22 protein-coding genes are annotated in these 20490 nt (G+C 62.6%); 11 read left to right on the top strand and 11 right to left on the bottom strand.

What is annotated here, in order from left to right; all coding sequences use genetic code 11:
- The 3 genes from RMO18_RS05355 to choX form a co-directional block, all read right to left on the bottom strand.
- The coding region (locus tag RMO18_RS05355; RefSeq protein ID WP_309664387.1) for an ATP-binding cassette domain-containing protein at window positions 1–738 on the bottom strand (738 nt) is incomplete at its 3' end.
- Window positions 735–1565, bottom strand: coding sequence for a choline ABC transporter permease subunit (choW, locus tag RMO18_RS05360; protein WP_309664388.1), 831 nt, complete (start codon window positions 1563–1565; stop codon window positions 735–737). The genes choW and RMO18_RS05355, both read right to left, overlap by 4 nt.
- Before the next feature lie 54 nt (window positions 1566–1619).
- Window positions 1620–2549 carry a choline ABC transporter substrate-binding protein gene (gene choX, locus RMO18_RS05365; RefSeq protein ID WP_309664389.1) on the bottom strand — a complete coding sequence of 310 codons (930 nt, stop codon included), beginning with the start codon at window positions 2547–2549 and terminating at the stop codon, window positions 1620–1622.
- Between the two features lie 84 nt (window positions 2550–2633).
- Here choX and betI point away from each other — a divergent pair, with 84 nt between their 5' ends.
- The 3 genes from betI to RMO18_RS05380 all read left to right on the top strand — a co-directional run bounded on the left by betI (window position 2634) and on the right by RMO18_RS05380 (window position 5172).
- Window positions 2634–3215, top strand: a complete 582-nt coding sequence (gene betI / locus RMO18_RS05370; protein ID WP_309664390.1) for a choline-responsive transcriptional repressor BetI — start codon at window positions 2634–2636, stop codon at window positions 3213–3215.
- Complete coding sequence (gene betA / locus RMO18_RS05375; RefSeq protein ID WP_309664391.1) at window positions 3215–4864, top strand: choline dehydrogenase; 1650 nt, start codon at window positions 3215–3217, stop codon at window positions 4862–4864. The genes betI and betA overlap by 1 nt, the downstream gene beginning before the upstream one ends.
- A gap of 68 nt (window positions 4865–4932) precedes the next feature.
- Entirely contained in the window at window positions 4933–5172 is a 240-nt protein-coding gene (locus tag RMO18_RS05380) for a DUF465 domain-containing protein (protein ID WP_309664392.1), read from the top strand.
- A gap of 3 nt (window positions 5173–5175) precedes the next feature.
- On the opposite strand, the gene RMO18_RS05385 is transcribed toward RMO18_RS05380, so the two are convergent.
- Together RMO18_RS05385 and RMO18_RS05390 are read right to left on the bottom strand one after the other, a co-directional pair.
- Window positions 5176–6573, bottom strand: coding sequence for a short-chain fatty acyl-CoA regulator family protein (locus RMO18_RS05385; protein ID WP_309664393.1), 1398 nt, complete (start codon window positions 6571–6573; stop codon window positions 5176–5178).
- 48 nt (window positions 6574–6621) lie between these two features.
- The gene (locus tag RMO18_RS05390; RefSeq protein ID WP_309664395.1) at window positions 6622–7839 is read right to left on the bottom strand and encodes a Bcr/CflA family efflux MFS transporter; all 1218 of its coding nucleotides are present in this window, start codon (window positions 7837–7839) and stop codon (window positions 6622–6624) included.
- Between the two features lie 303 nt (window positions 7840–8142).
- Between RMO18_RS05390 and RMO18_RS05395 the strand changes: the two genes are divergently transcribed.
- The 6 genes from RMO18_RS05395 (at window position 8143) to RMO18_RS05420 (ending at window position 13670) form a co-directional block, all read left to right on the top strand.
- Window positions 8143–9675 carry an acyl-CoA carboxylase subunit beta gene (locus RMO18_RS05395; RefSeq protein ID WP_309664396.1) on the top strand — a complete coding sequence of 511 codons (1533 nt, stop codon included), beginning with the start codon at window positions 8143–8145 and terminating at the stop codon, window positions 9673–9675.
- A 9-nt stretch (window positions 9676–9684) separates the two neighbouring features.
- A complete protein-coding gene (locus tag RMO18_RS05400; protein WP_309664398.1) occupies window positions 9685–10098 on the top strand; it encodes a DUF6497 family protein in 414 nt (137 codons plus the stop codon).
- A 214-nt stretch (window positions 10099–10312) separates the two neighbouring features.
- Window positions 10313–10444, top strand: coding sequence for a hypothetical protein (locus RMO18_RS05405; protein WP_309664400.1), 132 nt, complete (start codon window positions 10313–10315; stop codon window positions 10442–10444).
- Window positions 10445–10633: 189 nt separating this feature from the next.
- A complete protein-coding gene (locus RMO18_RS05410) occupies window positions 10634–11029 on the top strand; it encodes a hypothetical protein (RefSeq protein ID WP_309664401.1) in 396 nt (131 codons plus the stop codon).
- A gap of 325 nt (window positions 11030–11354) precedes the next feature.
- Window positions 11355–11573 (top strand): hypothetical protein, encoded by a 219-nt coding sequence (locus RMO18_RS05415; RefSeq protein WP_309664402.1) that lies wholly within the window; start codon window positions 11355–11357, stop codon window positions 11571–11573.
- A gap of 96 nt (window positions 11574–11669) precedes the next feature.
- Complete coding sequence (locus RMO18_RS05420) at window positions 11670–13670, top strand: acetyl/propionyl/methylcrotonyl-CoA carboxylase subunit alpha (RefSeq protein WP_309664403.1); 2001 nt, start codon at window positions 11670–11672, stop codon at window positions 13668–13670.
- 2 nt (window positions 13671–13672) lie between these two features.
- Here RMO18_RS05420 and RMO18_RS05425 read toward each other — a convergent pair whose 3' ends face one another.
- On the bottom strand, window positions 13673–14101 hold the full coding sequence (locus RMO18_RS05425; RefSeq protein WP_309664405.1) for a DUF4174 domain-containing protein: 429 nt from the start codon (window positions 14099–14101) through the stop codon (window positions 13673–13675).
- Between the two features lie 81 nt (window positions 14102–14182).
- Here RMO18_RS05425 and scpA point away from each other — a divergent pair, with 81 nt between their 5' ends.
- Together scpA and RMO18_RS05435 are read left to right on the top strand one after the other, a co-directional pair.
- Entirely contained in the window at window positions 14183–16312 is a 2130-nt protein-coding gene (scpA, locus tag RMO18_RS05430) for a methylmalonyl-CoA mutase (protein ID WP_309664407.1), read from the top strand.
- 140 nt (window positions 16313–16452) lie between these two features.
- Entirely contained in the window at window positions 16453–17082 is a 630-nt protein-coding gene (locus RMO18_RS05435) for an outer membrane beta-barrel protein (protein ID WP_309664409.1), read from the top strand.
- Window positions 17083–17094: 12 nt separating this feature from the next.
- On the opposite strand, the gene RMO18_RS05440 is transcribed toward RMO18_RS05435, so the two are convergent.
- The 5 genes from RMO18_RS05440 to RMO18_RS05460 form a co-directional block, all read right to left on the bottom strand.
- Window positions 17095–17664, bottom strand: a complete 570-nt coding sequence (locus RMO18_RS05440; protein ID WP_309664410.1) for a GNAT family protein — start codon at window positions 17662–17664, stop codon at window positions 17095–17097.
- Between the two features lie 95 nt (window positions 17665–17759).
- A complete protein-coding gene (locus RMO18_RS05445; protein WP_309664411.1) occupies window positions 17760–18119 on the bottom strand; it encodes an AAA+ family ATPase in 360 nt (119 codons plus the stop codon).
- Between the two features lie 31 nt (window positions 18120–18150).
- Window positions 18151–19188, bottom strand: a complete 1038-nt coding sequence (locus RMO18_RS05450; RefSeq protein WP_309664414.1) for an endonuclease/exonuclease/phosphatase family protein — start codon at window positions 19186–19188, stop codon at window positions 18151–18153.
- Window positions 19185–19898, bottom strand: a complete 714-nt coding sequence (locus RMO18_RS05455) for a molecular chaperone DjiA (RefSeq protein ID WP_309664413.1) — start codon at window positions 19896–19898, stop codon at window positions 19185–19187. The genes RMO18_RS05450 and RMO18_RS05455 overlap by 4 nt, the downstream gene beginning before the upstream one ends.
- Before the next feature lie 31 nt (window positions 19899–19929).
- A partial coding sequence (locus RMO18_RS05460; RefSeq protein ID WP_405054012.1) for a GNAT family N-acetyltransferase occupies window positions 19930–20490 on the bottom strand: 561 nt, incomplete at its 5' end.

The following is a 20490-nucleotide window of genomic DNA, read 5'->3' on the forward strand; positions in this document are numbered from 1 at the left end:
GCGCCCGCCTTCCATCAATGCGATCCGGTTGCCAAGCTTGAACGCCTCATCCAGATCATGGCTGACAAAGATGATCGTGCGGTGCAGCTTGGCTTGCAGGTCCAGAAGCTCATCCTGCAACCGGGCGCGGATCAGCGGGTCCAGCGCGCTGAACGGCTCGTCCATCAGCAGGATCGGCGCTTCGGTCACGAACGCCCGCGCCAGACCGACACGCTGCTGCATACCGCCCGACAATTCGCCCACCTTGCGATCGGCCCATTGCGACAGGTTAACCAGCGCCAGTTGCGTGTCCACTGCGGCGCGGCGCTGGTCCGGCGTTTGCCCGGCCAGTTCCAGCCCGAGGCCCACATTGTCACGCACCGTGCGCCACGGCAGCAGGCCGAACTGCTGAAACACCATCGCGATGGTTGAAAGGCGCAGTTCGCGCAGAGTCTCTGGATCGGCCTTGGTCACCGACACCATCTTGTCACCGCTGGCCACCCGGACCTCGCCGCGCACCACGGGGTTCAGCGCATTCACCCCCCGCAGCAACGTTGACTTGCCCGATCCAGACAGCCCCATCAGCACCAGAATCTCACCGTGCCCCACGGTCAGGGAACAGTCATGCACCCCCAGAACCTGCCCGGTGCGGGTCTGAATCTCGGACCGCGACAGGCCCTGATCCATCAGCGGCAGGGCCGCGTCGGGGTTGTCGCCGAAGACGATGGAAACCCTGTCGAATTCTACAGCCGCATTCATCGTGTCACCCGCAGCATCCGGTCCAGCAGGATTGCCAGCGCCACAATCACCGTGCCCGCCTCGAAGCCAAGGTCAGGCCGCACCTGGTTCAGTGCCTTCACCACCGGCACCCCCAAACCTGCCGCCCCGACCCAAGCCGAAATCACCACCATCGACAGCGACAGCATGATCGTCTGATTCAACCCCGCCATGATCTGCGGAAAGGCATAGGGCAGTTCCACTTTCCACAGCACCTGCCCGGGCTTGGCACCAAACGCCTTGGCCGCCTCCAGCAGGGCGACTGGCGTGCTCGACACCCCAAGATGTGTGAGGCGGATCGAGGTTGGCACCACGAAGATGATCGATGAGAACAGCGCCGGCACCAGACCAATGCCGAACAAAATGACGAAGGGGATCAGGTAAACCGGGGCTGGCAGCGTCTGCATCAGGTCAAGCACCGGCTGCATCGCTGCGTAAAGCCGGGGCCGATGCGCCGCCGCAACGCCCACCGGCACGCCGATGGTCATGCAGATGATGCAGACAAAGGCCACAAGCCCCAGCGTTTCCGTGGTTTCCTTCCAGTAGCCTTGATTGAGGATGAACAGAAATCCGACCAGCACCACGGCACAAGGCTGCCAGCGCCGCTGGATCACCCAGGTCAGCGCCACGAAGGCCGCAACCACCACCAACGCGGGCGGCCATTGCAAGACGGCGGTCAACCCCTCGATGGCGTTTTCAGTCGCGTCCCCGAAGGCCTTGAAATCGGCCTTGAAGTTCGCCTTCAGCCAGTCGAACGACAGTTTGGCAACCTGTCCGACCGGGATTTGCCACGCTTCAAGCCAGTTCATCCGTCCCCCTGCCTTCCAAGAAAAGGCCCCGGATTTCCCTGGGGCCTGATCAGATTACTGCAGTGCTGCTGCGACTGCTGCCTTGGCATCACCACCGTCTTTTGTGGTCACGCCGTCCAGCCATGGTTCCCACGCGGTCGGGTTGGCGGCAAGCCATGCTTTCGCTGCGTCCGCCGGATCGGTGCCGTCATTCAGGATTGCGCCCATGATCTCGTTTTCCATCTGCAGCGAAAAGACAAGATTCGACAGCAGCTTGCCAGTGTTCGGGCATTCCGCGACATAACCTGCACGGGTGTTGGTTGCGACCGTGGCCCCGCCAAAGTTCGGACCAAAGTAGTCATCCCCCCCGGTCAGGTACGTCATCTTGAAATTGGCGTTCATCGGGTGCGGTTCCCAGCCAAGAAAGATGATCGGCGCGTTGCTTTCCACCGCACCCGCGACTTCCGCCAGCATGCCTTGTTCCGATGATTCCACAACCTCGAACCCGTCAAGCCCGAACGGCCCTGTCGCGATCATGTCACTGATCAGGCGGTTGCCGTCATTGCCCGGCTCGATGCCATAAATCTTGCCTTCAAGGGCGTCCTTGTGGGCGGCGATGTCCTTGAAATCCTTGATGCCCATGGCAGCGCCCGCCTCGTTGGTGGCCAGCGTATACTTGGCCCCTTCCAGGTTCACGCGCAGGGTATCGACGGTGCCCGCATCGCGGTAGGGGGCGATATCGGCCTCCATCGTCGGCATCCAGTTGCCCAGGAACACATCGATGTCGCCTTCGGCCAGACCTGTGTAGGTCACCGGCACGGCAAGAATCTTGGTCTCGGTCTCATACCCCAGCGCCTCGGCGATCAAGGATGTCGCCGCAGTGGTGGCGGTGATGTCGGTCCAGCCGACATCAGAGAATACGATTTTATCGCAACCTTCGGCGAAAGCGGAACCAGCGAGGGCAATCGTTACTGTTGTGGTGAGAAGCATTGCACGGATGGTCATATGGGCTCCCTGTTTTTTGTTGATTGACGAGTCAATAAACTTCGCGCTTATACGGTTTGGCAAGTGTTTTATGGGGCCGCGCCGATGCCGAAGCTTGGAATGGAGCCTATCCGCAAGGATGCGCTGGTGAAAGCCACGATTGTAGAGATCGGTCGCGTCGGGTCTTTGGATGTAACCGTCAGCCAGATTGCCAAGCGGGCGGGGATGTCTTCGGCCTTGGCGCATCACTATTTCGGCTCAAAGGAAGACATGTTTCTGGCCGCGATGCGTCATGTGATGACCCTGTATGGCGCCGAGGTGCGGGGCGCGCTTGCTGCCGCCGAAGGGCCTGAGGGCCGGGTGCGGGCGATCCTGCGCGCGTCGTTCAGCGCCGGCAACTTCCGGCGCGATGTTGTTGGGGCCTGGCTGAACTTCTGGGTGCTGGCGCAATCCGTGCCCGAAGCAAAGCGGCTGCTGGCGGTGTATCAGGGGCGCTTGCGGTCGAACCTCGTGGTTGCCCTGCGGCCGTTGGCGGGGGCGCGTGCCCCCGAGATCGCGGCCAGCCTTGGCGCGCTGATCGACGGGCTTTACCTGCGCGAGGTGCTGAAATCGGGGCCGGCCGACGGCGCAGCGGCGGTCGCCGTGGCCCTGCGGCACCTTGATGCCGAACTAAGCTTGAAAAGCTGATGCACGCCGATTACGTCATTGTTGGCGCAGGATCTGCGGGTTGCGCGATGGCCTACCGGCTGGCCGAAGCGGGCCGCCGGGTGACGGTGATCGAACATGGCGGTTCGGATGCCGGGCCGTTCATTCAGATGCCCGGTGCGCTGTCGTTTCCAATGAACATGCCGATGTATGACTGGGGTCTGCGCACGGAGCCCGAGCCACATCTGGGTGGGCGCGTGCTGGCAACGCCGCGTGGCAAGGTGCTTGGCGGGTCATCCTCGATCAACGGCATGGTCTATGTGCGCGGCCATGCCCGCGACTTCGACACCTGGGCCGCGATGGGGGCGGACGGCTGGGGTTATGCCGACGTGCTGCCGTATTTCAAACGGATGGAGGCGTCGCACGGCGGCTCTGGCGCTGTGTTCCGGGGGCTGGATGGCCCGCTGCATGTCACTCGCGGGCAGCGGTCAAATCCGCTGTATGATGCGTTCATTGCGGCAGGCGCGCAGGCGGGATACCCCGTGACCAGCGATTACAATGGCGCGCAGCAGGAAGGCTTTGGCCCGATGGAGGCGACGATCTGGCAAGGTCGGCGCTGGTCTGCGGCGAACGCCTATCTGAAACCGGCGATCGCCACTGGCAATGTGCAGGTGATCCGTGGCCTTGCGCAGCGCGTGGTGTTCGAAGGCCGGCGCGCTGTGGGTGTGGAAATCGCCCGTGGCAAGACGGTTCAGGTGATCCGCGCGGGCCGCGAAGTGATTCTCGCAGCCTCGTCGATCAACACGCCAAAGATCCTGATGCTGTCTGGCATCGGGGCGGCGTCGCATCTGGCTGAACATGGTATCCCGGTTCTCGCCGACCGCGCCGGGGTGGGTGCGAACCTGCAGGATCACCTTGAAATCTATATGCAATTTGCGTCACGCCAGCCGATCACCCTATTCAAACACTGGAACCTCTGGGGCAAGGCGAAGGTCGGGGCGCAGTGGCTTTTGACGCGCGGCGGGCTTGGGGCGTCGAACCATTTCGAGGCCTGCGCCTTCATCCGTTCGCGCGCCGGGATCGACTATCCCGACATCCAGTACCATTTCCTGCCAATAGCGGTCAGCTATAATGGTGAGGTTGCAGCCGAAGGCCACGGTTTTCAGGCGCATGTCGGCCCGATGCGGTCAAAGTCGCGTGGCGCGGTCACGCTGCGGTCGGCCAACCCCGCCGATCCACCACGAATACAGTTCAACTACATGTCGCACCCCGATGACTGGGTGGAGTTTCGCAACTGCATTCGCCTCACGCGCGAGATCTTTGGGCAACAGGCCTTCGCGCCTTTTGTCGACCATGAGATCCAACCCGGTTCCGACGTGCAGACCGACGATCAGGTCGACGCGTTCCTGCGCCAGCACGCCGAGAGCGCCTATCACCCCTGCGGCACTGCACGTGTCGGGCGGGCCAGCGATCCGCTGGCCGTGGTCGACCCGGAGTGCCGGGTAATCGGGGTTGAAGGTCTGCGTGTCGCGGACAGTTCGATCTTTCCGCAGGTCACCAACGGCAACCTCAACGCGCCCTCGATCATGGTTGGCGAAAAGGCGGCGGATCACATTCTGGGCCGTGCACCGCTTTCAGCGTCAAACCAGGAACCCTGGATCAACCCGAACTGGCGTACCGCGCAGCGCTGACTTGATCGAGGTCAAGGTGCCAGGTGCTGTGGCGGACTAAGCAGGGGCAACCATGAATGGGGGCCCCGATGTCCAACACCCCGCACGAGTTGTCCGAAGAATTTCCCGCCCAGGTCGCCAAGATCCAGGCGTTGAAGGCGGGGGACGCGCACTTCGCCAAGTTGGCGGAGGAGTATCACTCCGTAAATCGCGCCGTGCATCGCGCCGAGACCCGGATCGACCTGATCACCGAAGAGCAGGAAGAAGCGCTGCGCCGCCAGCGGGCGCATTTGAAGGACCACATCTGGCATCACCTGAAAGGCGTTTAACCGCTATCCGGCAATCCCGTAGGGCAGCACATCGCGCGAGTTCGGGTTGATCGTCAGCCGCCCTTCCAGCGGCGGGACCGACCGCTGGTGGCAATCTGTGCGCTCACAGATGCGGCAGGAAATTCCGATCGGCTCGAACCGGCCTTTCAGATCCAGCCCATCGGAATAGACCAGTTGGGCGGCATGCTGCACCTCGCACCCAAGGCCGATGGCAAACCGCCGCACTGGTGCCAGAAACGCCCCGGCGGGTTTCGACACATCCCGCGCAAGGCAAAGATAGCGCACGCCGTCCGGCGTTTCGGCCAGTTGGCGCAGGAATTGACCCGGCGTTTCGAACGCACGGTGCACGTTCCACAAGGGGCAGGCCCCGCCGAACCGGGCAAACTGCAACCGCGTCGCGGAATGCCGTTTGGTGATGGTGCCGGCCTGATCGACGCGCACGAAAAAGAACGGAATCCCCTTGGCGCCGGGCCGTTGCAGGGTGGAAAGCCGGTGCGCCACCTGCTCGATCGACGCGCCGAAGATGTCTGCCAGACGTTCCAGATCGTGACGGGTTTCCAACGCTGCGGCCTGAAACGCGCGGTAGGGCAGCAGCGCTGCACCGGCGAAATAGTTGGCCAACCCGATCTTGGCAATGTCGCGCGCCTCGGGGGTGGAAAACCGGGCCAGATCCAGCGTTGCCTCCAGCAGATCGTTCTGGGTCAGAAGGGCAATCTGATGTAGCAGCTGGAACCGCTGCGAGGGGCCAGATGCGCGCGCAGAAATCTCCAGCAGCCGGGCAGCCGGATCGAAATGGCGCAACGGTGCCTTGTCTGAATAGTGCAATTTGATGCCCAGACGAGTGAGCAATTCATGCGCTACATTCTCGATGGCATTTCCAGAATTTGCAGGTGCGGCGAAGTACTCCGCCGCCCGGTCCACCGCATCAAGGTAATTGTCGCAATAGTGAAAGAAGTCGCGAACCTCTTCCCAGGGGCTGGCCCGCAACGTGGCATCATCGCGCCCCAGCACCTCGTCCAGCGAGGCCAGGCGTTCATGGGTTTGCCGGTAGGCGCGGTGCAGATCCAGAAAGGCCCGCGCCAGGGCAGGGGCATTGGATGCCGCCAGCCGCAGGTCGGCCACTGGCGGCGTTGCTGCGGTAAACACCGGGTCGGCCAGCGCCTCGCGCATGTCTGTCACCAGCCGCTCGCTTTCGCCAACTGTCAGCTCGGTTACATCAAGCCCAAACTCCTGCGCCAGGGCCAGCACCACTGCGGCCGATACCGGGCGGTGGTTGTTTTCCATCTGGTTAAGGTAAGGCAGCGACACGCCAAGCTTTTCGGCAAACAGCTTTTGCGTCAGACCGATGCGGCCGCGAATCTCGCGCAGTTTGACCCCGGCATAGAGTTTTTGGGTGGGCATTTTACCTCCGCTTTGCAAAGCTAACCGTGGCTTTGCAAAGTCATGCCGTCAAGTGGCAAGGCCAAGCTGGCGCGCCCGCCGGATCACCGCAAGCACCGCAACGACCGACGCCATCGAGGACGCCAGCATCAACAGAACCAGCGGCAGTTCCGTGGCCCCCGGCGTCAGCAGCCGCCCCGCGCCCGCCGCAAGTGCGGCACCCCCGCCGATCATGATCGCCCCGCCAAGGCCCGATGCGGTGCCCGCAAGATCCGGGCGCACCGACAGCATGCCGGCATTGGCTGACGGCAGCCCGATGCCGTTGCCAAGCCCCATGAAGATCGTGAGGCCAAAGAACACCACCGGACCGGACAGTCCCGCAAGGGTCAATGCGGTCAACAACAACAGCCCGAAGGTGGTGACAAGGCTGCCCGCCAGCACCATCCGGTTCATTCCCACCCGCACCGAAAAACGGCCCGCCAGAAAGTTGCCCGCCGCATAGCCGATGGCTGTCAGCGCGAACAACCCGCCCACTTGCGGTGAGGTCAGGCCAAAGACCTTGTCGCCGACATAGGGTGCCCCGCCGAGGTAAGCGAAAAAACAGCCCGATGCGAAGGCGGCAGACAACGAATACCCCCAGAACCTGCGCGAGGCGAGCAGCGTGGGGTAGGTGCGGATCTGGTCCATCAGGCTAAGCCGCCGCACAGTCGCCGTTTCGCCCAGATCAGCCCAGACCAACCCCAGAACGCCGATGCCAAGCACCAAGAGCAGCGCGAAGTTCGCCTGCCAGCCAAAGGCCTGGTCCAGAAAACCGCCGATCACCGGGCCGATCATCGGCACGATCGACATCCCCATGGTGACATAGCCGATCATCGATGCGGCCTCGGCATCGGCGACCATGTCGCGCACCACGGCCCGGCTCAGCACCATTCCCGACGCGATCACCGCCTGCGCCATCCGAAAGATCAGGAACGTGGTGGCCGTTTCGGCCAACAGCGTCCCGACAGTGGCGATCAGGAACAGCACCAGCGACCAGATCAGCACCCGCCGCCGGCCAAAGCGGTCCGATATCGGGCCAATCACGATCTGCAAGGCGGCCGACAGCGCCAGATACAGCGCCACCGACTGCTGCATCACGCCGTAAGGCACGCCGAAATAGCGCGCCATGCCGGGCAGCGACGGCAGGAAAATGTTCATCGTCAGGGCAGCAAGCCCTGCCAGAAGGATCAGGGTGACAACCTTTGGCGGAGTCGTGCGGTCAAGAAAACGCGGGGCTGAATGATTCATCCGCCTCGGCTACGCCTGTGGTGACCGCTTGTCCACGGCGCGGGCGCAGGTTTTGCTGTGCGTTGGCGCAGGGTCATGGCTTTTTGTGCAAGGTAGGCGGGGCCTAGGGTTCGGCCAAAGTCCTGAACGCGCCCCCCGCGCAAAAGACCTTCCGCATCATTCGCGACCAAAAATTTGCATCTTCGCGATTAGCAAATGACGACCTTCCGAAGATTTGCAAATTTACCAGTTCACCCTTTTGCCGCACCCTTTGCGCCGCTATGGTCGGCCAGCGGTGCCCGGCTGGGCGCAGAGGGGGCTATGATGAAAGACATCCTGGGAGAGCTTGAGGCGCGCCGCAAGATAGCACGTGCCGGTGGCGGCGAGGCGCGGGTGGCGGCCCAGCATGCCAAGGGCAAGCTGACCGCGCGCGAGCGGATCGAGCTGCTGCTGGACGAAGGGTCGTTCGAGGAATTCGACATGTTCGTTGCCCACCGGTCCACCGATTTCGGGATGGCCGAGATGCGCTATCCCGGTGACGGCGTGGTCACCGGTTGGGGCACGATCAATGGCCGCATGGTCTATGTCTTTGCACAGGACTTCACGGTTCTCGGGGGCTCGGTTTCCGAAACCCATGCCGCAAAGATCTGCAAGATCATGGACATGGCCATTCAGAACGGTGCGCCGGTGATCGGCATCAACGATTCCGGCGGCGCGCGAATTCAAGAGGGCGTGGGATCCTTGGCCGCTTATGGCGAGGTGTTTCAGCGCAATATCATGGCCTCGGGCGTGGTGCCGCAGATCAGCCTGATCATGGGGCCTTGTGCCGGTGGCGCGGTCTATTCGCCTGCGATGACTGACTTCATCTTTATGGTGAAAGACAGCTCCTACATGTTCGTGACCGGCCCCGATGTGGTGAAGACCGTGACCAACGAACAGGTCACCGCCGAAGATCTGGGTGGCGCTTCGACCCACACTCGCAAGTCATCGGTCGCCGACGGGGCGTTTGAAAATGATCTGGAGGCACTTGCCGAAACCCGCCGGCTGTTCGACTTCCTGCCGCTCAACAACCGCGAAAAGGCCCCGGTGCGCCCGTTCTTCGACGATCCCGCGCGGGTGGAGATGAGCCTCGATACCCTGATCCCCGACAATCCCAATCAGCCCTACGACATGAAAGAACTGATCGCCAAGCTGGCCGACGAGGGCGATTTCTTCGAAATCCAGGCCGCGTTCGCCGCCAATATCATCATCGGCTTCATCCGGATCGAGGGGCAGTCAGTGGGGGTGGTGGCAAACCAGCCGATGGTATTGGCAGGCTGCCTTGACATTGACGCCAGCCGCAAGGCCGCACGTTTCGTGCGCTTTTGCGATGCGTTCGAAATTCCTATTCTGACGCTGGTTGACGTGCCGGGCTTCCTTCCGGGCGTGGCGCAGGAGCTGGGCGGCGTGATCAAACACGGCGCGAAACTGCTGTTTGCCTATGGCGAGGCGACGGTGCCGAAAGTGACAGTGCTGACCCGCAAGACCTATGGCGGCGCCTATGTGGTGATGTCGTCCAAGCATCTGCGCGGCGATTTCAACTATGCCTGGCCCACCGCAGAAGTGGCGGTGATGGGGGCCAAAGGGGCGGTTGAAATCCTGTATCGTAGCGAACTTGGCAACCCCGAAAAGATCGCTGGCCGGGTGAAGGACTACGAAGACCGCTTTGCCAACCCCTTTGTCGCGGCCGAGCGCGGCTTCATCGACGAGGTGATCATGCCGCATTCCACCCGCCGCCGCGTGGCCCGGGCGTTTGCTTCATTGCGCGGGAAAAAACTGAGCAACCCTTGGAAAAAGCACGATAACATTCCGCTGTAGGAGTCTGAAATGCGGCTGCCGTTGCGCTTGATTTCCGGCTTGGCGTTCGTCCTCCTCGCGGGGGCCGGCGGCTGTGAGGGCGAAGCGCCCTCAAGCGATGTGATCACAGTTCCGTCCGGTCGTGAAGTGCAGTTCCTTGATGTGATCACAAATGCACCTGGCCCGTCAGGGTCGGCCGCGCGCTTCCGCTTTGTGGTTCCCGGACTGTCCGCCGATGACGCCCAGGCGGCCTCTGCGGATATGCAGGCGCTGTGCGATACCTACGCCCTGCCGCGCACCGAAGGCATGGTTCCAAAGCCGCAGCAGATCATCATCTCATTGGCGGCAAGCGCGACCCCCTTTGGCGAGGCCGCCCCGGACGTGACGCAGTTCTTCGAAGCCTACACCCTGAAAGACGACGCCTGCATCTGGGAGGTTTTCTGATGCGACCCCTGGATGTTGCAAATCCCGCTGGCCACGATTCCGGCCGTGATGTAGGAACAACACAGGCCGACAACTTGCTTAGCCTGCCGTGTCATTCTGCCTTGCTTTCAGGTATGATGACTGCAGGTCGAACCCAAGCGGCCTTTGATGCAGATCGGGGACGAGTGCGCGAAGGCGTGCTCATAATCGCCCCCCAAGAAAGATGGAGTAGAGGATGTCCAAGAGCGCACGTTTCGTCATGGTGCTTGCAATGGTCGGTTTTGTTGCCGCCTGCGCGAAAAAAGAAGAAGTCGTCATTGTTGAACCGGTTTCGGTTGAGCCTACCTATACCGGCAAATACAAGTAATGGTTCGGGGCAGGCCCTTCAGCACCGTCTGACCACGCCTGCCCCAAACCCCCGCTTCCCGCACTTGATCGCGGTTGAGGCGCCGAGTTTTCTTCCATTGTTGCAGATGATTGGCCGCACTGCGGTCTGGCGTATGCGGCGCGCTGTCGCTATCGCTCCTGTCTCAGATCTGCTGAGGAGACAGGACACATGCTGAAGCACCGTGGCTTTCCCGGCCGCCTTGCCGGGACCGATTTCCAGTTTACCATCCGCCGCGCCAACATGAAGGACGGCCCCGCCAAACTGATCAAGCGCGAGCGGTTCAAGGACCGCAAGCATACCGACCGGATGGCCGACCAGGGCTTCATGGCGGCGCTTTGGCAGCAATTCGGCGAAGACCCGTTCGAGCGGGGTAATCTGGACGCGGGCCGGCTGAGCTGGCTGTTCGGGCGCGAAGTGGTGCCCGCCGAAGACCCGTTTGACCCTGAAAGCTATGACGCCCTGCTGCGGATAGACGTCAAGCGCGCCGAGGCGGCCTTTCCCGCGGTATTCGCCCCCGATGCACCGGACGTCCTGACCGACGACTGGGACGACGAGGACGAATAGGCATGAAACCGCTTAACCCAAAGGCGATTTGGCGGGGTTTTGCCCAGGCAGTTCCTGCTGTTCGCATAGGGTTTGCAATAGGGTCGTCTGGTCGGCATTGTTTTTTTGCAGGCCAAAGTACCCAACGATGTGGCCTGAGCAGTAATGCGTGTACCCCTCACCCTTCCCTCCGGTCCGGCTCTTCCCAAGCCGGACCGGTACTTACCGGCACCTTTCCGCAACCGATCGGTGCTGGATGTGTGAAAAGTGCAAGAATCTACTTTGAATCCCGGCGTATTGCGGTAGAATCCGTCGCAATAACAACAAACCAAAGAGGCAGTTCTAAATGCGCAAGTCGCTTATCGTCTTTACCCTTCTCACCTTCCCGCTCGCCGGTTGCCTGCAGGACCCGACGTCGCGCGGCGTTGCTGGTGCCGTTGCGGGCGCTGCCGTCGCAGATGCGCTGGATGAAAACATGGTTGCCGGTGCAGCCCTCGGCGCGCTTGCCGGTGCAGCCACCTGCGGGATCGAGCTGGGCTTGCCGCCCTGCCGCTCTTCCTACTGAACTGACCGCCTGCGGGCGGGCTGAACCACATTCAAGGACCATCCGGGCCAGCCGCCCGGGTGGTCCTTTTTCTTTTTGCGCCCTGGGGGGACGTTGATGTTCAAGAAGATCCTGATCGCCAATCGCGGCGAAATTGCCTGCCGTGTCATCAAGACCGCGCGCAAGATGGGGATCAAGACGGTTGCAGTCTATTCCGACGCCGATCGGGGGGCCCTCCACGTCAGCATGGCGGATGAGGCGGTGTACATCGGTGCCTCGCCCGCCGCGCAATCCTACATCGTGATCGACAAAATCATGGCCGCCGTGCGCGCCACCGGGGCCGAAGCGGTGCATCCGGGCTATGGATTCCTCAGCGAAAACATGAACTTCGCTGCAGCACTGGAGGCGGCCGGTGTTGCCTTCATCGGCCCGCCCAGTGCGGCAATCGAAGCGATGGGTGACAAGATCACCTCCAAGAAGCTGGCGATGCAGGCGGGCGTTTCCACCGTGCCCGGCCATATGGACCTGATCGCCGATGCCGAGGAAGCTGCAAAGATTGCCGCCCAGATCGGCTATCCGGTGATGATCAAGGCCAGCGCCGGTGGGGGCGGCAAGGGCATGCGCATCGCCTGGACCGATGCCGAAGCGCGCGAGGGGTTCCAGTCCTCCAAGAACGAGGCGGCGGCCAGTTTCGGCGATGACCGCATCTTCATCGAAAAGTTCGTGACCCAGCCCCGCCATATCGAAATTCAGGTGCTGGGCGATCAGCACGGCAACATCGTCTACCTGCACGAACGCGAATGCTCGATCCAGCGGCGCAATCAGAAGGTCATCGAAGAGGCGCCCTCGCCGTTCCTGGATGCCGCCACCCGCAAGGCGATGGGTGAACAGGCCTGCGCGCTGGCACGGGCCGTCGGCTACACCAGTGCGGGGACAGTGGAATTCATCGTCGATGGTGACCGCAACTTCTATTTCCTCGAAATGAACACCCGGCTTCAGGTCGAACACCCGGTCACCGAACTGATCACCGGCGTCGATCTGGTCGAACAGATGATCCGCGTGGCCTACGGCGAAACGCTTCCGTTCCGGCAGGAAGACCTCAAGATCAACGGCTGGGCGATGGAAAGCCGCCTCTACGCCGAGGATCCGTATCGCAACTTCCTGCCCTCGATCGGCCGCCTCACCCGCTACCGGCCCCCGGTGGAAGGCCCCACCGCCACCGGCATCGTGCGCAATGACACCGGCGTGTTTGAGGGCGGCGAGATCAGCATGTTCTACGACCCGATGATCGCCAAGCTATGCACCTGGGCCCCCACCCGCGCCGGTGCGATCGAGGAAATGCGATTGGCACTGGATACGTTCGAGGTTGAAGGCATCGGTCACAACCTGCCTTTCGTTGGCGCGGTGATGGGCCATCCGCGCTTTCAATCAGGCAACATCACCACCGCATTCATCGCCGAAGAATACCCCGACGGCTTCAAGGGTGCCACGCTGGACGATGCCACCCTGCGCCAGGTTGCGGCGGCGGCGGCGGCGATGAACCGGGTTGCGGAAATCCGGCGAACCCGGATCTCGGGGACGATGGACAACCATACCCGGCGGGTGGGCGATGACTGGGTGGTTTCACTGCAAGGCACCGATCACACAGTGAAAATCGCCGCCGACCATGAGGGATCAACGGTCACGTTCGCGGACGGCTCCGCGCTGCGCGTCACCTCTGACTGGACGCCGGGCCAGCCCTTGGCACGCCTTGTGGTGAACGGGGTCGCGCTGGCGATCAAAACCGCCAAGATCCCGATGGGCTTTCGGATGCGCCTGCAGGGGGCGGATCTGAAGGTTCATGTTCGCAGCCCGCGCCAGCACGATCTGTCCGGCCATATGCTGGAAAAGACCCCGCCCGACACCTCGCGCTACCTTCTTTGCCCGATGCCGGGGCTGGTGGTGAACATCTACGTCGCGGTGGGTGACGAGGTGCAGGAAGGTCAGGCATTGGCAACGGTCGAGGCGATGAAGATGGAAAACATCCTAAAGGCGGAACGCAGCGGTGTGGTCAAATCGCTGAACGCCAAGGCCGGGGCCAGCCTCAGGGTCGACGACGTGATCATGGAGTTCGAGTGATGTCACCGCCCCGCCGGGTTCTGCTCCAGCATCTCTGTGCGGCGCAGCGGCATCTTGTCGATGGCGTGGGTGATCTCGCGCACGTCCCACGGCAGCGGTTTGCGCACCACGGGCCGCAGGTCCTTGTCCATGATCACCAGCGAAAAGCCGCGCGGGCGCAGCTTTTGACGCCACTCGGTCTTGGCCGCAGGGTCGGTGTCGATGACAAGGATCACATCACGCTCGGCAAGCTCGGCGTAGTCGAGGGCCAGAAGCTCCATCTGGCGAACGAAGTTCGGGTCGTTCGGGCTGTCGGCAAACACCACGATGGGGCGTTTCAGGTAAAGCTGCTCGGCGAACACCACATTGGCGGCGGGCTGGGGCGCAAAATCCTGTGCGATCGCGGCCAATGGCAGAAGTACCGCGAAAACAACGGCGTAAATGGGTCTCATGATGCCTCTCTTTGATCTCCATATAGGGCAGCTTGGGCCAAATCCAAAGGGGTGTGACGGCACCTGCAAGCGGGGACCGCGATGACTGACAAGCTGAAGTCCTGGGAAACCCTCGCCGCCACGGAATTGAAGGGCAGCGGCCCCGAAAATCTGGTCTGGCACACGCTGGAAGGCATCGAGGTCAAACCGCTTTATACCGAGGCCGACCTCGCGGGCCTTGGCCATCTGGGCGGTGTGCCGGGACTTGCCCCCTTCACCCGCGGCGTGCGGGCCACGATGTATGCCGGTCGCCCCTGGACCATCCGGCAATATGCCGGGTTCTCAACGGCCGAGGCGTCGAATGCCTTTTACCGCAAGGCGCTTGCGGCGGGGCAGCAGGGCGTTTCCGTGGCCTTCGATCTGGCAACCCACCGGGGCTATGACAGCGACCATCCCCGCGTTGAAGGCGATGTCGGTAAGGCTGGCGTCGCCATCGATTCCGTCGAAGACATGAAGATCCTTTTCGACGGTATTCCGCTTGAAAAAATCAGCGTTTCCATGACGATGAATGGCGCGGTGATCCCGGTTCTGGCCAGCTTCATCGTGGCGGGGGAGGAGCAGGGCGTGCCGCGTGCGGCCCTGTCAGGCACCATCCAGAACGACATCCTGAAAGAGTTCATGGTGCGCAACACCTACATCTATCCGCCCGAGCCCTCGATGCGGATCGTGGCGGATATCATCGAATACACTGCGGCCGAGATGCCCAAGTTCAACTCGATCTCGATCTCCGGCTACCACATGCAAGAGGCCGGCGCGAACCTGGTGCAGGAGTTGGCCTTCACCCTGGCCGACGGGCGCGAATATGTGCGCACCGCCATCGCGCGCGGCATGGATGTGGATGATTTCGCCGGCCGGCTCAGCTTTTTCTTCGCCATCGGCATGAATGTTTTCATGGAGGCCGCAAAGCTGCGCGCTGCGCGCCTGCTCTGGCACCGCATCATGGCCGATTTCGGCGCCAAGAAGGCCTCCAGCCTGATGCTGCGCACGCATTGCCAGACCTCGGGCGTCAGTTTGCAGGAACAGGACCCCTACAACAACATCGTGCGCACCGCGTATGAGGCGATGGCCGCCGTGCTGGGCGGTACGCAAAGCCTGCACACCAACAGCTTTGACGAGGCGATGGCGCTGCCGTCAGATTTCGCGTCTCGCATCGCGCGCAATACTCAGTTGATTTTGCAGGAAGAAACCGGGATCACCCATGTCGTCGACCCGCTGGCCGGGTCCTATTACGTCGAAAGCCTGACCGATCAGATGGCGACCGAGGCCTGGAAGATCATCGAAGAAGTCGAGGCGATGGGCGGCATGACCAAGGCCGTGGCGTCAGGCATGCCAAAGCTGCGCATCGAGGAATCCGCGGCCCGCAGGCAGGCGATGATCGACCGGGGCGACGAGGTGATCGTCGGCGTCAACAAATACCGGCTGGAAACGGAAGACCCGATCGACATCCGCGATATCGACAACGTGGCGGTTCGCGACACGCAGGTGGCAAAGCTGGCGGCAATCCGCGCCGGTCGCGAGACCGCCCGCCTCGAGGCCGCACTGGCCGAGGTGACCCGGCGGGCCGAGGCTGGTGGCAATCTTTTGGCGGCGGCGGTGGATGCCGCACGGGCGCGGGCAACGGTGGGGGAAATCAGCATGGCGATGGAAAAGATCTTCGGTCGTCACCGGGCCGAGGTGAAGACCCTCGCCGGGGTCTACGGTGCCGCCTACGAAGGCGACGCAGGGTTCGAGGCGATCCAGCGCGACGTCGAGGCCTTTGCCGAGGAAGAAGGCCGCCGCCCCCGGATGCTGGTGGTCAAGATGGGCCAGGACGGCCATGACCGCGGGGCCAAGGTCATCGCCACCGCCTTTGCCGACATCGGCTTTGATGTGGATGTCGGGCCGCTGTTCCAGACCCCGGAAGAGGCGGCCCAGGACGCCATCGACAACGACGTGCACGTGATCGGGATTTCATCCCAGGCGGCGGGGCACAAGACCCTCGCGCCAAAACTGGTGCAGGCGCTGAAGGCGGCGGGCGCGGGCGACATTCTGGTGATCTGCGGTGGCGTCATCCCGCAGCAGGATTACCAGTATCTGTTCGACGCCGGGGTGAAGGCGATCTTCGGGCCGGGCACCAACATCCCGGCTGCGGCGAAAGAGATCCTTGATCTGATCCGGGCCGCGCGTCGTTGACGTTGCATTGATGCAACATCGCATATGAATGTTTCCCAAACATGGGTCTGGCATGGTGACTAGGCGTAACTGCGCCTATCACCAAAAGAAAAGCAGAGCAGAGGATTGGGGCACAGATGATACACGCAAAGGCATCCGCGATGGCCGTTGCCCTTTCGCTTGGACTGATCACCCCGGCACAGGCCGAGGATTGGACCGGCACCTACCTCACCTTCGGCCTCAGTTCAGCGTCCACCGACCTGCATACCCGATCAACCGGGGCCAGTTTCCCGGCAGGTAGCACCGACGACATTGCCCCCTTTGCCGCCGTTGGCCATGATTGGGCACGTGGCAACCTGACATTTGGCGTTGTCGCCGATATCGACCTGACGGGGGTTGCTGGGTACGACGCCGATCTGGTGACCTCCGGCAAGGGCTTTTACGGTGAATCCGATTGGTTTGCCACGTTCCGGGGCCGGGTCGGCGCGCCGGTCAACGACAAGCTGCATGTCTTCGCCAGCGGCGGTATCGCGGTCACGCGGGCAGGCGGGACCAACGTCGCCCTTTTCGGCAGTAACAACTCCGACATGCAGTTGCTTACGGGAGCAGCGGTCGGTCTGGGGATGGAATACGCGCTGCCTGCAGGGGGCCATCTGTCGATTGAGTATCTCTATGCCGATTTCGGCCGATCTGACGAGATTGCGGCGCCGCCATCGCCCTTCGTGGCCCCTCCGGGCACGGTCGAACCGATCATCAGTACGGTCCGCGTCGGCTATACCCTGCGGTTCTAGGCCAGCCTACGGTCAATAGGCGCGGCGCAGATCGCCTGGCAACAAGCCGAACAGCACCTGATCCAGCCGCCCGGCCCCGCCGGGCGCACGCACCTGCCCACGCAGATAGCCTTCGCGCTGAAACCCAAGCCGGTCCAGATGGCGGCACACCGGCAAATTGCCGGCCAGCACCTGCGCCACGATCTTTTCCATCCCGAACCGGCGGAACTGCAAGTCCAGCAGTGGATATCCCAGCGCGATCATGGCTTTGCGCGCCTGCGGGCCGTTCGGGCCGTTCAGAAACGAGATCCGCGAAATGCGATGCAAGGCGTTGAACTCGGCGTGGTAAAAGCCGCACAGCCTATCGTCCTGCTTGTCGATCAGTGCCACCAGAAACCGGCTGCGGTTGTCAAAGCCTGCAAGGAACCGCCGCAGGTCCGGCACGGCCAGCTTTCTGGGCGGCATGTTCAGCGGCCCCACCCGATCAGGGTCGGAAAACCAGTCGGCAATGTCTTGCGTGGCATCGCTCGGGCGCGCACTGCGCCCGCGAAACCGGGGCGTGTCGATCAGCACCGGCGGGCCGGATGCGGCATTGGCTGTCATAACGTTTGTGGCCTGCGGTCGGGCGATGTGACACCCTGTCTAATGCGTTCCGGCTTTGCTCTGCAACCGCTGATCGCCCCCCCGGGGCCTTGCTGTCAAAGCTCGACTTCGCCGTTCGGGCCGGGCAGAAAATCCGGCTTCGGTAAAAGGGGCGCATTGCGGCGGATGATGATGTCGCCGTTGGGCAGCATCTCAGGTGCATCATAGTTCTTGAAATTGTCAATCATCGCAATGAGTTGCTGAAATTTCGGGCCAAGCTCGCGCAGCGCTGGTTCCATTTCGGACAGGGCCTTGCCCATTTCGTCCAGTGTCGGCTCCATCTCGGTCATCAGCCCGCGCAACACCAGTTTCGCACCTTCCTGCATCAGACTGAAACCCTCGCCGTCAGGCACAGGCTTCACATCCTCCGCCAAGACGGGAGCCGCGATCAGGCAAAGGGCAAACGCGAGTCTCATCCCAATAGTATGGGGTCTGACCTGCAAATTTTCAACTCACGTTTGGCAAGTCCAACGTCACCGGGAAATGGTCCGAGGCTTGCAGCAGCGCCTCGCGCAATTCGGGTGCCGCGATGATTGCCGGGTCGTTGAACGGGTGCCAGATGCGCCAGTCGGGCTGGCTGGCGGCCAGATCAGGCGACACCATGATGAAATCCAAGAGTGCCTCGAAGAACCGCTTTTGCGGTGCCAGGTAAAAGCGCGCGGTCGTCGGCGCAAAGGCCACCCGGCTTTGCAACGCCATCGCGGCGTGCGGGTCATACAGGCGCGGCGCCTCGCCGGTACCCAGTACGATCTCCACCCCGGAATGGCCGAACAGCTTTTCAAACTCGTCGATGCCGGGACCGTCGTTGAAATCGCCCATCACGATCAGGCTGTCATTGGCGGCCAGATGCCCGTCCACACGCTGGCGCAACCACAGGCACTGCGCCAGTTGCTTGCGGCGGTTCTCGATCGACAGGCGCAGCATCGCCTCGCGGCCAGCCGCGCCATGCGGGTTCTTCGATTTCGCGTGCACCCCGATCAGTCGCAGCACCGCTCCGCCGCTCGTGGTAACGGCCAGTTCCAGCGGCGGCTTGGAAAACCGGATGGTCTCAAACACCATGTCTGCATCAAGGTCATAGCGAAAGGTGCCGTCAAAGCGCGGCGCCTCGGTTGATCCGTGGGTGGTTGAGATTGCCCCCTGCGGATCATGCCGGGCGGTCAGCCGGTCGGGATCGTACAAAAATGCTATTTCCTGTTCGGTATCGGATGGAAAGCCGATCAGCGCCTTGCGGGCGCGCAGATTAAAGTGGCGGGCAAAGGTCTCCAACGCGCGCGCGGTGGAGCGGTGACCGTTGGTATCCGGGGCCTCGATGATCATCACTGCATCGGCGTCCAACCCGGTGAACACCACACCCAACGCCCCCAGCTGTTCCGCGCGACGGGTCTTGTAGCGGGCAGAGGGTTCGGCATCGGCCAACATCCGGCCCCTGTCATCGAACAGCCCGTTGAACCACTCGACGTTATAGGTCGCCAGCCGCAGCGTCATGCCGCGCGCCGGGTCGAGATTTCCTCCCACGCGGCGTTGATGGCGATCAGCCGTCGTTCGGCCAGCTTGACCGCTTCGGCAGGCACGCCGCGCGCGATCATCGCATCGGGATGGCTGTCGCGCACTGCTTGCTTCCAGGCGGCGCGCGCCTCGGCAAAGGTCGCGTCATGCGCAATCCCCAGCACATCATGCGGGTCGCGCGCGGCACCTTCGACGAACCGCGCTCGCAAAGTGGCAAAGCACCGCTCGTCCAGGCCAAAGATCGTCGCGACGCGCGACAGGTAATCATCCTCGCCGGGGTGATAGCTGCCGTCCGCCATCGCTATGTGGAACAGGCCTTCCAGCAGGTCGATCAGCACATTGCGGTCATCCGCGCACAGTGGCTCATCAGCTTTGCGAAACAGCGCCGAGACTTTGCGGGCATAGGCGTCAAACCCCGCCACATCCTGCCGCGCCAGATTGAACACGCGGGCGGCATTCGCTTCTTCGCCTTCGGGAATGGCGAAAACCCGGCGGAACGCTGACACCTCGTCGCGCGTCACCTGCCCATCGGCCTTGGCCATCTTGGCACCCAGCGCGATCACGGCAATGGTAAATCCGATCGATCTTTCTGGCGCGGATGCACCGCGCAGCCGGTCAAGAATCGTCGTCAGCCCCTCGCCACTGGCAAGGGCAGACAGCGCGTCGGCAATGCGGGTCCAGATCGACATGATGGCAGATTACAGCGTGCATCGCACCTTGTCAGGAGAGGATTTTCTGCAGCAGCACAAGATCCATGAAACGGCCGAACTTGTAGCCCGCCTCCGGCACCGTGGCGATCAACCGGTAGCCAAGGGCCGCGTGAAATGCGATGCCCTCGGGGTTCTCGCCCGACACGCCGGCGATCATCTGATGCGCCCCGGCCATGCGCGCGTGATCCTCGACCGCCCGCATCAGCGCCCGGCCCACGCCCCGGCCATGCGCGTCCGGGGCCAGAACCACTGTATGCTCCATGCAGGTGGCATAGCCGATGCCGCCGCGAAACTGGCTATAGGTGGCAAAGCCAAGCAGCCCCGCGTCCTCGGCCACAAAAGTCGCGTGGCCCAGCGCGTCGCGATCAAAAATCAACGTGGCCACGTCTTGCACGGTCTTTTCAACCGCATTGAAGGTGACGGCGGTGTCACGGATCCACGGGTTCCACAGGGTGGCAATTGCCGCTGCGTCTGCGGTGCTGGCGCGGCGGATCACGTCAGAACCCGCGCCCCGTGTGGAGTGGAAAACGTGGCGCGCATCGCCTTTTGCGGCCCCTGCACGATCACCACG

Source organism: Tabrizicola sp., from assembly GCF_031377265.1.
Classification (GTDB): Bacteria; Pseudomonadota; Alphaproteobacteria; order Rhodobacterales; family Rhodobacteraceae; genus JAUYQR01.

Excerpts from the sequence above, each read along its gene's own strand:
- choW (WP_309664388.1), bottom strand. The coding sequence starts at position 1,565 with ATGAACTGGCTTGAAGCGTGGCAAATCCCGGTCGGACAGGTTGCCAAA.
- choX (WP_309664389.1), bottom strand. The coding sequence starts at position 2,549 with ATGACCATCCGTGCAATGCTTCTCACCACAACAGTAACGATTGCCCTC.
- betI (WP_309664390.1), top strand. The coding sequence starts at position 2,634 with ATGCCGAAGCTTGGAATGGAGCCTATCCGCAAGGATGCGCTGGTGAAA.
- betA (WP_309664391.1), top strand. The coding sequence starts at position 3,215 with ATGCACGCCGATTACGTCATTGTTGGCGCAGGATCTGCGGGTTGCGCG.
- RMO18_RS05380 (WP_309664392.1), top strand. The coding sequence starts at position 4,933 with ATGTCCAACACCCCGCACGAGTTGTCCGAAGAATTTCCCGCCCAGGTC.
- RMO18_RS05385 (WP_309664393.1), bottom strand. The coding sequence starts at position 6,573 with ATGCCCACCCAAAAACTCTATGCCGGGGTCAAACTGCGCGAGATTCGC.
- RMO18_RS05390 (WP_309664395.1), bottom strand. The coding sequence starts at position 7,839 with ATGAATCATTCAGCCCCGCGTTTTCTTGACCGCACGACTCCGCCAAAG.
- RMO18_RS05395 (WP_309664396.1), top strand. The coding sequence starts at position 8,143 with ATGAAAGACATCCTGGGAGAGCTTGAGGCGCGCCGCAAGATAGCACGT.
- RMO18_RS05400 (WP_309664398.1), top strand. The coding sequence starts at position 9,685 with ATGCGGCTGCCGTTGCGCTTGATTTCCGGCTTGGCGTTCGTCCTCCTC.
- RMO18_RS05405 (WP_309664400.1), top strand. The coding sequence starts at position 10,313 with ATGTCCAAGAGCGCACGTTTCGTCATGGTGCTTGCAATGGTCGGTTTT.
- RMO18_RS05410 (WP_309664401.1), top strand. The coding sequence starts at position 10,634 with ATGCTGAAGCACCGTGGCTTTCCCGGCCGCCTTGCCGGGACCGATTTC.
- RMO18_RS05415 (WP_309664402.1), top strand. The coding sequence starts at position 11,355 with ATGCGCAAGTCGCTTATCGTCTTTACCCTTCTCACCTTCCCGCTCGCC.
- RMO18_RS05420 (WP_309664403.1), top strand. The coding sequence starts at position 11,670 with ATGTTCAAGAAGATCCTGATCGCCAATCGCGGCGAAATTGCCTGCCGT.
- RMO18_RS05425 (WP_309664405.1), bottom strand. The coding sequence starts at position 14,101 with ATGAGACCCATTTACGCCGTTGTTTTCGCGGTACTTCTGCCATTGGCC.
- scpA (WP_309664407.1), top strand. The coding sequence starts at position 14,183 with ATGACTGACAAGCTGAAGTCCTGGGAAACCCTCGCCGCCACGGAATTG.
- RMO18_RS05435 (WP_309664409.1), top strand. The coding sequence starts at position 16,453 with ATGGCCGTTGCCCTTTCGCTTGGACTGATCACCCCGGCACAGGCCGAG.
- RMO18_RS05440 (WP_309664410.1), bottom strand. The coding sequence starts at position 17,664 with ATGACAGCCAATGCCGCATCCGGCCCGCCGGTGCTGATCGACACGCCC.
- RMO18_RS05445 (WP_309664411.1), bottom strand. The coding sequence starts at position 18,119 with ATGAGACTCGCGTTTGCCCTTTGCCTGATCGCGGCTCCCGTCTTGGCG.
- RMO18_RS05450 (WP_309664414.1), bottom strand. The coding sequence starts at position 19,188 with ATGACGCTGCGGCTGGCGACCTATAACGTCGAGTGGTTCAACGGGCTG.
- RMO18_RS05455 (WP_309664413.1), bottom strand. The coding sequence starts at position 19,898 with ATGTCGATCTGGACCCGCATTGCCGACGCGCTGTCTGCCCTTGCCAGT.